Genomic DNA, 9,495 nt, shown 5'->3' on the forward strand with positions numbered 1-9,495 from the left:
AGTTTTTAGTAAATTTTGATTCTTGATAATACTTTTACATACAAGACTCTTATCAAGACTCGTATTGGGCTGTTATTCTAAATCAACCAAACTCAATCTTGAGGTTTGTTCTTTTTTGCCTAGAGAAATTTCTAACTTCTTCAAAAGCTCTACGGTAACCTCTGCAAAAGCTTTAGCACCGCCTGAGTTGGGATTAGCTAATGACGCGGGAACGAAATTATCTACAGCCTTAGCCACATTTACATCATTAGGAATCTTTGTTTTAAAAATTTTGGCGCTGCTGAAGTCTGCGGCGACCCGATCCATCACTTTTTGGTAATAGCGACTCAGGGTAAACCCTGCTGACATGCTAAATACAATACCTAACAGTTGAATATTAACTGAATTATCTTCTCGATAAACTTCACGCAGTCGCTCAATCCGTCTTTCTAATAGTTGAATACCCACTACAGACAGAGGTTCGGGTCTTGCGGGCATGAGGTAATAATCGCTGGCAACAAGGCTGCTGCGTGTAATGAGGTTATATCCTGGAGCGCAATCGAGAATGATAAAATCGTAACTTTTCATTGCCGAGGCAAGAATCCCTTTGATTAAGGTCTGCTCGAACTTGCTCCAAGTCTGCTGAAAAGTCTGCTTTTCTTCGTATAAAAGCGATCGGTTATACAACATTTCGGAAACTAGAAATTCATCGTACAGATCGATATCGCCCACTAATAGATCGAGCCCTTGAACTTTGCAGACATGAGGAATTACTAAATCTTTGATTTGGTAGATTTTTTCCTCAGGATCGTTAATCTGCACGCCATAGTGAGAGATTGCCTGACTGACCAAACTCCGCAATGTGCGATTTTCTTTGCGGCACTTGGCAAACTCTGCGGGTGAAATCATGCTTAGGGTAGCGCTGATCTGTGTATCTAAATCGACGACTAAAACCTTTTTGCGATGAATTTTAGCCAAGCAGGTGGCAATATTGACAGTTAAGGTGGTTTTACCGACTCCACCCTTCATATTTACTGTTGCTATTACTTTTGCCATTATTTCAATATCCACAAAATACAGTTTGAATAAGACGAGGCTTTCTGAGTCGTTTATCCTAAATCATTTTAAGTTAGTTAACAATACACCATTGAGCTGCTTGACTATCAGTAAAAAAGCGTTTATTTCCTTCCTAGTGAAGTATAGCTACCGCCAACTGTATCAGGACATAAAACCCAAAATCATGTTGTCGCGCGGAGCGCGACAACATGATTTTGGGTTTTATACCAAATCACAAAATGGCGTAGCCATTTTGTGATTTGGTATTAGTTAAGATTGGGATTGACGATATGTCCTCTTGTGGGGTCGGGGATGAATAAACCGAGACGAAGCGATCGCAACATTGCCTCCCAAACTTCGCGCATTTGCGCTTCTCCCTCTGTCCAATAATCAAACGTGAAGAGAACTTGGACATTGCCACCAATACCTACCAAAATACGCGATGTGGCGGGTCTTTTTTCGGTAGCGTCTATATATTGGATATCGCACCAAACCAATCTCATGCCATCACGGTTAGCGCTCGTCACTTTGCTTTTGGCGGTGATTTGGCGATTGTCATCATCGAGAATCTGCTGAAGGGTCTTTTTGAGGGGAAATGTGCTCCAATCATGGGGAGGAAGACGATTAAAGGACATTTCTAAGGCTCCTGTGTCGTCGGTGGGTTCGAGATCGTGAAAACTAACGGACTTTTCTTTAAATTTAACAATCCAATCCTTTGGGAAATCAAACCGCACTGCTCCGCGATCGGCTACAAATATCTTGTACCCCTCTTGCGATTCCCAACTATGGTCGCTACGTAAAGTTAAGTCTTTTTTCTTCATGGGTTTACATAAAAATAGAGGAATAAAGGAACGTATCTATATTAGAAAGTAAGAATCATTATGGGACTCATTTAGAGACTGTTAAGACCTATTTGAGACACAAAGCCGCTTTTTGTACGTAATACCAATTCACGAAAGTGTGACAACACTCAGGTTTTGGGATTTGCGACTTAATTAACGAACTTTTATTTAGAGTAAAAGACTGGCAATATAAAGGCGATCGCAATGCCCCCAATTACCAGAACTTCCATCATAAGAAGAATTGGGCTGGATGGCTTAATCTTAAAGCTTTTAAACCAATGGTTCGGGGTATCTTCTGCGCGAATTCGCCAACTGTATATAGATAGTAATAGCGGCATTCCACCTACTTTGGCACTCATCAATAGATGCATAGCAATGCTGAAAATCATCAATACCCATGAAATTAGATGCCCAATATATCCTGCATGGTTAAAGTCTTGATTGGGCAGCCATTCCTCATCCATCATCCTTCCTGTGATTACGGCAAGGGTTCCCGATAAAAGGATTGTCGTATTAACCAGCCTTTGGATGGCGACCCACCAAATCGGCTTACCAACTTCTTGAAAATGTGATAAGGGAGGCTGTACCAAGCGTCGCGATCCAATATGAAAGCAATACAAAGCAAAGATTGGTAATCCGATCAGAAATATAAGGGCGATCGTGCCGTGAATACCTTGGGTATCGCGAATTATGGGTAAGTTAAGGGTTCCAAAACGCTTGTCATATCGGTCATAAACCATAAATCCCGTAATTAAGGCAGCAAAGACTAATAAAGCGATCGCATTATGTAATAAGCGAAGTAAAACAGGCTGGTATGGAGTATTGCGCGACATAAGCTTTTTGCTATGATTGCTAATGAATTGCAGATAAAATAAAAATGAGCAAAAGCGTAATAAGCAAAGTTTTAGCGATTTTGGCTGCTCACCTTGTATTTAATATTACGATGTTTTTTACGGGGTCACCTTTGGCTAGCGCTTCAGCTATATCGCAATCGCTCAAATGGTTAAGTTTTGGTATTCATGAGCAGTACGGAATATGGACGCTTATTTGTATTGCCTTTTCGTTTTGCCTTTGTTGTTAATTCATTTTTGAAAAGGATTCTTTAGGGAATAGAACAATGCTTAAATACGTCATGTACTTTGCGATGTTTGTTGGTGCGATCGTTGTTGCCGCATGGGTATCACGAGAGGCTAGCTACTTTTTTAATAACCTGCTCTATCAAATTCGCTATAACTGGATGCCTTTCTTAGCGGGCGCAATCTTAGTGGCGATCGCTTTTAAGGTGTTTAGCAATAAATCATGATGGCAAATAACCGATCTCAATGACCGATCTAGCAAAGCGTATTCTCGCAGCTTGCGATCGCTGCACTATGGCAGGACAGCGAGATTACGCGATCTTGTGCTTACTAATTGGGAGCTCGCTGAAGCGACAGCAGGTAGCGGCGGTTAGTATTCGCGATTTTAATTACGATCAGCGATCGCTACAAATTCAATGTCGCTACAAACACCAAAATCAACAAAATCCATCGGAAATTATTAGTCTCACATTAGACACAGCCGACGCATTACAAGACTGGCTCAATCTGATTCATATTGCGGAGGATACTAGCGCCCTTCAAGCACCGCTATTTATATCCCTAGATCGCGCAAAGTATGGTCATAGGCTTACGGGGACAGCCATCTATGGCATTGTCAAACGGGCTGCAACCAAAGCAGGGATCGCTGAAGCGATCGCCCCTGAACAGTTGCGCTTCAGCCAAGAAAAATATGCCTTAAATCAAGATATTGAGACGCAAAATAAGACTATAAGAGAGACTAGTGAGACTCATATGAGATCGCCTATAGTATCTAAAATAGTATCTAAATTGGATTATGAGAATCAAGATAGGACTCATTTCGATACCCATGAGACGCAAATAAGCACCATTCCCTACGCTCTGACCGAATTTCAACCAGACATTCTCAATTCTCTTCTATCTGACAAACGTAGTCTCAACACTAGACGCGCCTATGAGAAGGATTTACGTTACTTCTTTCTTGCTGCCTACGGACAAAAGCCCACCGAATCAGTCATAGCGCAATTTTTACAGTTAAATCGATTTGAGGCGATCGCGATCGCCCTGCGCTACAAGTCAGATCTCATTACTCAAGGGCTAAAAGAATCCACAATTAATCGTCGTTTATCGGCTCTAAAATCCTTGGTAAATTTCGCCGCTAAGTTAGGTAAATGCGAATGGAATCTCGATGATGTCCAAACCGAGACTGTCCAAACTTACCGCGATACCACAGGGATTAAGCCCGAATCTATCCGTGCCATGCTTTTAAAAATAGATAGAAGTACTACCAAGGGAAAACGCGATTTTGCGATTTTGCGACTGCTTTGGGATAATGCCTTGCGTCGTAATGAAGTTGTGAGCGCAAATATCGGTGATTTTGATGGTGAAGGGCGATCGCTTCAAATTTTAGGTAAGGGACGCGGCTCTCAAAAGAGTCTCATTAGTCTTAGCTTGGGAACATCAAGCGCAATTCAAGACTGGCTATCTCAGATTAAGACTCAAAATAGCGATCGCCCTTTATTCCATTCTCTGGATCCTGCTAATTACGGTCACAGACTAACGGGTACAGCAATTTACCAAATTGTTGATCTACGTGCTAAAGATGCAGGAATTGCTAAAAAAATGTCTCCCCACCGCATCCGCCACTCCGCGATCACCGCCGCCCTTGATGCCACCAATGGCAACGTTCGCAAAGTGCAAAAATTATCGCGACATAAGAAGCTAGACACCCTCATGCTCTACGACGACAATCGCACGAATATGCAAGGCGAATTGTCAAGTTTACTAGGCGATCTAATTTGAAAATCGATTACTTTGCCCGTAATTGCCCCGCAAGTTCAATATGCGGGGCAATTCTCTGGAAAGCTCTACATCAAAAAAAATAAATGAGGTGCCTTGTACTGCAATAATATTTATTCTAAACTCCCTTTAAAAATTGCTCAACGCTTCGCTGCCACAGTTCTTTATCAACCGTAACGAGCAAGCTATGATCCGCGTTCGGAAAAATGGTTAGTTTCTTAGAACCTTGTAAATTCTGAAAGATGCGATCGATCTCCGCTAACGTAATCCATTTATCGAGCCTTCCATGTAATAACAAAGCAGGACATTGAACTTGCTTGGCGTAATTCACTGGATTATGCGTAAAACCATTGATCCCATGCTGAACACTTCCCCAAAAGACAATCATCTCAGCGATCGGAAATGGTGGAATCCAGTTTTCTCTCAATCGACTTCTAACAGCGTCTAAAAGTCGTGCAAAAGGAAGTTCAAGAATCACAGCATCAGGATGAACTTTTTCATCAGCCACTGCTTTAAGAATCGCCGCACTTCCCATTGACACACCATAGAGAATAAAGGGACGCTGAAAATTTAAACGTTGAGCATGATTAAGAGCGAGAGCAACATCTTTAGCTTCCCGTACGCCTAGAGTTGTCGTATTTCCACTAGAACCTCCTAAACCTCGGAAATCAATAAGCAAAGTATCGTAGCCCAAATGATGAAACGCCTTGGCTGGAGCTAGAAGTTGTATAGCTTTACTTCCTGCATTACCAGGAAAAAGCAAAACAGTGCCACTAGATACAGGCATTTGCGTGGGAATAAACCAAGTCTCTAGCCACTCAGTTTGATTGATAGGGATACGTTGTGTGACATATTCAAGCCCAATATCACTGGGAATTGTGGAACTGGTAGATTTAGGAATTCCTAAACCCCAATGTCCAGAGGAACTATAGTGGGTTAGCACATAAGCGCCCAAGTAAGACAAAGCATTTAAGGATAAGAAGAACACCAATACAAATAGGAACAGAATCTTTCTAGTTTTTTCTCCGAGTCTAAAAAACTTCAATGCTGCCATTGCCCCTACCTCGCTTTCTGCTTGATCAAATATACTCCCAGAATTAGACATTGCAGCGCTTCGCGCCGCAATGTCTAATTCTTCACTGGGAAGGGAGTAGCAATGCAAGTTTTGCTGAGGACAAATCCCAACCAAATAGATAAGTGGCGATCTACTTTTTTATTTACTTTTATTTACTTTTTTTATTTACTTGTTTTTCTGTAAAAAATCTGGCATACTCACTCTACTACGGTTTCTCTATCGAGTTACCGTAGATTAAGCAGTCATGATGATACAAATCCTTTGGATTGCCCTGTCTCTATGATTCGGGCATATCAAAAACTGCTAAAGCTGCCAAAATTCACGCGCCAGTTCAACCGTCAAAACTGGTGTCTGTGAATTTATCTCCAAATTTCATTCAAAGAGGATCGATCGTGGTCGATATTAAATTTGCATACTGGGTACCAAATGTTAGTGGTGGGCTAGTCGTCAGTAAAATTCCCCAACGCACCGATTGGAGCTATGACTACAATGCTTGGCTAGCTCAAACGGCTGAAGAAGTTGGGTTTGAGTATGCCTTGGCTCAAGCACGCTTTATTGCTAGCTATGGAGCAGAATATCAACTTGAAGCCTTAACTACAGTTGCAGCCTTAGCCCCTGTCACCAAAAAGATCAAGCTAATTGCCGCCGTCCATCCAGGACTCTGGCATCCTGGTGTAGTCGCCAAGATTGGTGCTTCAATTGATTTTATTTCTAAGGGGCGGTTTGCATTGAATGTGGTCAGTGGTTGGTTCAAAGGGGAATTCACAATTTATGGTGAACCTTGGCTCGATCACGATGAACGCTATCGTAGATCGGAAGAGTTTATTCACGTCCTCAAAGGATTGTGGACAGAAGATGAATTTCACTTCAAAGGTGATTTCTACCGAATCAATGGCGGTTGGGTAAAACCCCAGCCCGTCAATCTCAATCCCCATCCTGAGATCTTCCAAGGTGGCAACTCGAAGGCAGCTAGACAGATGGCTGGACGAGTCTCGGATTGGTATTTCATGAACGGGAACGCAATTGAGGGTGTGCGCGAGCAAGTAGCAGAAGTTTCTGCATTGGCTAAGCAAGCAGGACGGACAATTAAGTTTGGGCTGAACTCATTTATCATTGTCCGTGACTCTGAATCCGAGGCTCATGAAGTGCTACGGGAAATTATTGCCCAAGCAGACAAAGAAGCCGTAGAAGGATTTGGGGAAGCGGTCAAGCAAGCTGGCTCGGCAACCCGCGACAAAGTTGGCATGTGGGCTAATTCCAACTTTGAGGATTTGGTGCAGTACAACGATGGTTTTAAGACGGGATTGATTGGAACCAAGGAACAGGTGGCTGAGAAAATTCAGCAGTTTCACGCCGCTGGTGTCGATTTGATTTTAGGAGGCTTCCTGCACTATACCGATGATTTACCCGCCTTTGGGCGTGATGTAATTCCACTGGTACGCCAGTTGGATTCGCAGCGTAAATCCGATCGCTCCCTAGTCTCCGTCTAGCTTTTAACAAAAATTTCAACGTTTAACATGCAATCAAGGACGAATTTATGACTTCCGTATTGGATATTAAGGAAAACCGTAAACAAGCTCACATCATTAAGGATGATCAAGAGGCGATCGCGATCGCCCATCAGTTGGCATCAGAATTTACCCAAGGTGCTTCCGATCGCGATCGCGAAGGAAAAGTTCCTCTCGAAGAAGTGAATCGATATTCCGAGAGCGGACTTTGGGGGATTACCGTTCCTAGAGAATATGGGGGATCGTTTGTCTCAAATGTCACGCTAGCAGAAGTGACTAAAATCATCTCTGAAGCTGATTCCAGCCTTGGACAGATTCCCCAAAATCACCTGTACATCGTGGAATCGATTCGGTTGGATGGTACAGATCAGCAAAAGAAGTTCTACTTCGATCAAGTGCTGAAAGGGAAGCGCTTTGGTAACGCATTCTCAGAGATTGGCACCAAAAATGTTGCTGATGTACAAACCCGCGTCACAAAGAATGGCTCTAAATACCTGCTGAACGGACGGAAATTCTATTCCACAGGCGCACTGGTAGCAGATTGGATTCCCGTTGTGGCTAGTAACGATGATCATAAAACGGTGATTGTGATTCTAGAACGTGGAACGCCAGGGCTAACCATCATTGATGACTGGAACAGCTTTGGGCAGCGTTGCACTGGTAGCGGCACTACCATCATTGAAAATGTAGAAGTGTCAGAGGAGCAGATTATCCTCCAGTTTCAAGCCTTTGAGCGCCCAACCACCCAAGGTCCCGTAGCGCAAATTATTCAAGCCGCTGTGGATGTGGGAATTGCCAAAGCAGCGCTGAGAGATACCCTGCACTATGTTCGCAACTATGCCCGCCCTTGGATTGATGTCGAGATTGAACATGGCTACGAAGACCCTCTCACTCTCTACAATATTGGTCAGGTGGTGATTCAGGTTCATGCTGCCGAAGCATTGCTACGTCGTTCGGGAGAATATATCGATCTTGCCAATGCCAATCCCACCGATCGCACGGTTGCCGAAGCATCGATCGCCGTTGCCGAAGCAAAAGCGATCGCCGCCGAAGCATCAATTCTGGCAAGCAACAAACTATTTGAACTAGCAGGCACCAAGTCAACCCTGAGGCAATATAACCTAGATCGCCATTGGCGCAATGCCCGCACCCATACTCTACATGACCCCGCCCGTTGGAAGTACTACGCCGTTGGCAACTTCTACCTGAATGCCGAAAACCCACCTCGTCATCCTTGGCTTTAGGATCAATCCCCGCTTGAGTTGGGATAATTTACAATAGAATGTAATACGAATTCACGAAAGTGTGACAACACTTTTGTGAATTAAAAACCAAACCCAGTAAGGGTTTTCAAAACACAAAATGGCGTAGCCATTTTGTGTTTTGGTATAGCTGGATAAACATAGCTAATAATTAAGCTATGTCTATCCATTCCATAAATGGAACTTACAGCAATTCGTACTCAAATCCAAACCAAGAAACCTTTTAAAAGGTTTCTTGTAGTTATTTATGATTAGGGAATCTAGTCTGATGGCAACCTGACTTTACCGTTATTATAGTTTTCCCACAATTCAAATCCCATTTTGAACCTTTGTTTAGATGTATCCATATATGCTTTGCCTTCAGACAACAAAAACTTTTTCATCACAGGTTGCTTTGATAGAGTTAATAATTCCTTTAATTCATCTTCTGAAAAATCGGCTTCCAGTCTTGCTGCATAGTCATCTTGAAAATGACTCCACCCAATTTCTCGCACAAACATCTTTCTGAATCTTGTATAAAGCTTAAAATCATCGCCCTTACCAATTAACGTACCCATCAAGTGATCGAAATGCGTATCGTATCTTTGGGCAATTCCCATCTCTAGCAGTACTTCGTTTGCTAATTTATGATTGGAAGTTTCACTGGCGGATATTTTGGATTGGGACTCAGCTAGAGGAAGTTGTTGCGAATCTACTGCATATACTGTGAAGAAGGTAAAGCAGATGACCAGTAACAATCCAAGAAACCTTGAAAATTTCAACTTTACTTTAAACATTAGAATTTAAGCACCTGAAGTTCGATAATGAATATATCGGCGGTACAATGTTGCCCATCAACCACCATAGGTCGTTCCTTGATCATACCCTATCAAATCTTGGCGATCGATTTTAGCGATCTAAATATGTAAAAAAACAGAG

General features: G+C 42.7%; 9 protein-coding genes. 4 read left to right on the top strand and 5 right to left on the bottom strand.

All coding sequences use genetic code 11. From position 1 onward, the window contains the following. Window positions 1–72: 72 nt before the first annotated feature. From PseudUWO310_RS11245 to PseudUWO310_RS11255, 3 genes are all read right to left on the bottom strand, one after another. A complete protein-coding gene (locus PseudUWO310_RS11245) occupies window positions 73–1,035 on the bottom strand; it encodes a ParA family protein (RefSeq protein WP_009627100.1) in 963 nt (320 codons plus the stop codon). Window positions 1,036–1,301: 266 nt separating this feature from the next. Next, window positions 1,302–1,856 (bottom strand): hypothetical protein, encoded by a 555-nt coding sequence (locus PseudUWO310_RS11250; RefSeq protein WP_142601208.1) that lies wholly within the window; start codon window positions 1,854–1,856, stop codon window positions 1,302–1,304. A gap of 185 nt (window positions 1,857–2,041) precedes the next feature. After that, complete coding sequence (locus PseudUWO310_RS11255) at window positions 2,042–2,710, bottom strand: cytochrome b/b6 domain-containing protein (protein WP_142601211.1); 669 nt, start codon at window positions 2,708–2,710, stop codon at window positions 2,042–2,044. Between the two features lie 284 nt (window positions 2,711–2,994). Here PseudUWO310_RS11255 and PseudUWO310_RS11260 point away from each other — a divergent pair, with 284 nt between their 5' ends. Both PseudUWO310_RS11260 and PseudUWO310_RS23615 read left to right on the top strand, forming a co-directional pair. After that, window positions 2,995–3,180, top strand: a complete 186-nt coding sequence (locus PseudUWO310_RS11260) for a hypothetical protein (protein ID WP_009627018.1) — start codon at window positions 2,995–2,997, stop codon at window positions 3,178–3,180. Window positions 3,181–3,199: 19 nt separating this feature from the next. After that, entirely contained in the window at window positions 3,200–4,735 is a 1,536-nt protein-coding gene (locus PseudUWO310_RS23615; RefSeq protein WP_142601213.1) for a tyrosine-type recombinase/integrase, read from the top strand. A gap of 115 nt (window positions 4,736–4,850) precedes the next feature. Here PseudUWO310_RS23615 and PseudUWO310_RS11270 read toward each other — a convergent pair whose 3' ends face one another. Continuing rightward, window positions 4,851–5,837 (bottom strand): alpha/beta hydrolase, encoded by a 987-nt coding sequence (locus PseudUWO310_RS11270; RefSeq protein ID WP_223805625.1) that lies wholly within the window; start codon window positions 5,835–5,837, stop codon window positions 4,851–4,853. 362 nt (window positions 5,838–6,199) lie between these two features. On the opposite strand from PseudUWO310_RS11270, the gene sfnG reads away from it, so the two are divergent. Both sfnG and PseudUWO310_RS11280 read left to right on the top strand, forming a co-directional pair. After that, window positions 6,200–7,297: a dimethylsulfone monooxygenase SfnG gene (gene sfnG / locus PseudUWO310_RS11275; RefSeq protein WP_142601245.1), complete on the top strand. Its 1,098-nt coding sequence runs from the start codon at window positions 6,200–6,202 to the stop codon at window positions 7,295–7,297. Between the two features lie 47 nt (window positions 7,298–7,344). Continuing rightward, a complete protein-coding gene (locus tag PseudUWO310_RS11280) occupies window positions 7,345–8,559 on the top strand; it encodes an SfnB family sulfur acquisition oxidoreductase (protein ID WP_142601216.1) in 1,215 nt (404 codons plus the stop codon). Between the two features lie 278 nt (window positions 8,560–8,837). Here the strand turns inward: PseudUWO310_RS11280 and PseudUWO310_RS11285 are convergent, their stop codons facing one another. Next, complete coding sequence (locus PseudUWO310_RS11285) at window positions 8,838–9,353, bottom strand: DUF2059 domain-containing protein (RefSeq protein ID WP_142601219.1); 516 nt, start codon at window positions 9,351–9,353, stop codon at window positions 8,838–8,840. Window positions 9,354–9,495 lie beyond the last annotated feature (142 nt).

The sequence above is a fragment of the Pseudanabaena sp. UWO310 genome (assembly GCF_006861605.1).
Classification (GTDB): Bacteria; Cyanobacteriota; Cyanobacteriia; order Pseudanabaenales; family Pseudanabaenaceae; genus Pseudanabaena.

Excerpts from the sequence above, each read along its gene's own strand:
- PseudUWO310_RS11245 (WP_009627100.1), bottom strand. The coding sequence starts at position 1,035 with ATGGCAAAAGTAATAGCAACAGTAAATATGAAGGGTGGAGTCGGTAAA.
- PseudUWO310_RS11250 (WP_142601208.1), bottom strand. The coding sequence starts at position 1,856 with ATGAAGAAAAAAGACTTAACTTTACGTAGCGACCATAGTTGGGAATCG.
- PseudUWO310_RS11255 (WP_142601211.1), bottom strand. The coding sequence starts at position 2,710 with ATGTCGCGCAATACTCCATACCAGCCTGTTTTACTTCGCTTATTACAT.
- PseudUWO310_RS11260 (WP_009627018.1), top strand. The coding sequence starts at position 2,995 with ATGCTTAAATACGTCATGTACTTTGCGATGTTTGTTGGTGCGATCGTT.
- PseudUWO310_RS23615 (WP_142601213.1), top strand. The coding sequence starts at position 3,200 with ATGACCGATCTAGCAAAGCGTATTCTCGCAGCTTGCGATCGCTGCACT.
- PseudUWO310_RS11270 (WP_223805625.1), bottom strand. The coding sequence starts at position 5,837 with ATGTCTAATTCTGGGAGTATATTTGATCAAGCAGAAAGCGAGGTAGGG.
- PseudUWO310_RS11280 (WP_142601216.1), top strand. The coding sequence starts at position 7,345 with ATGACTTCCGTATTGGATATTAAGGAAAACCGTAAACAAGCTCACATC.
- PseudUWO310_RS11285 (WP_142601219.1), bottom strand. The coding sequence starts at position 9,353 with ATGTTTAAAGTAAAGTTGAAATTTTCAAGGTTTCTTGGATTGTTACTG.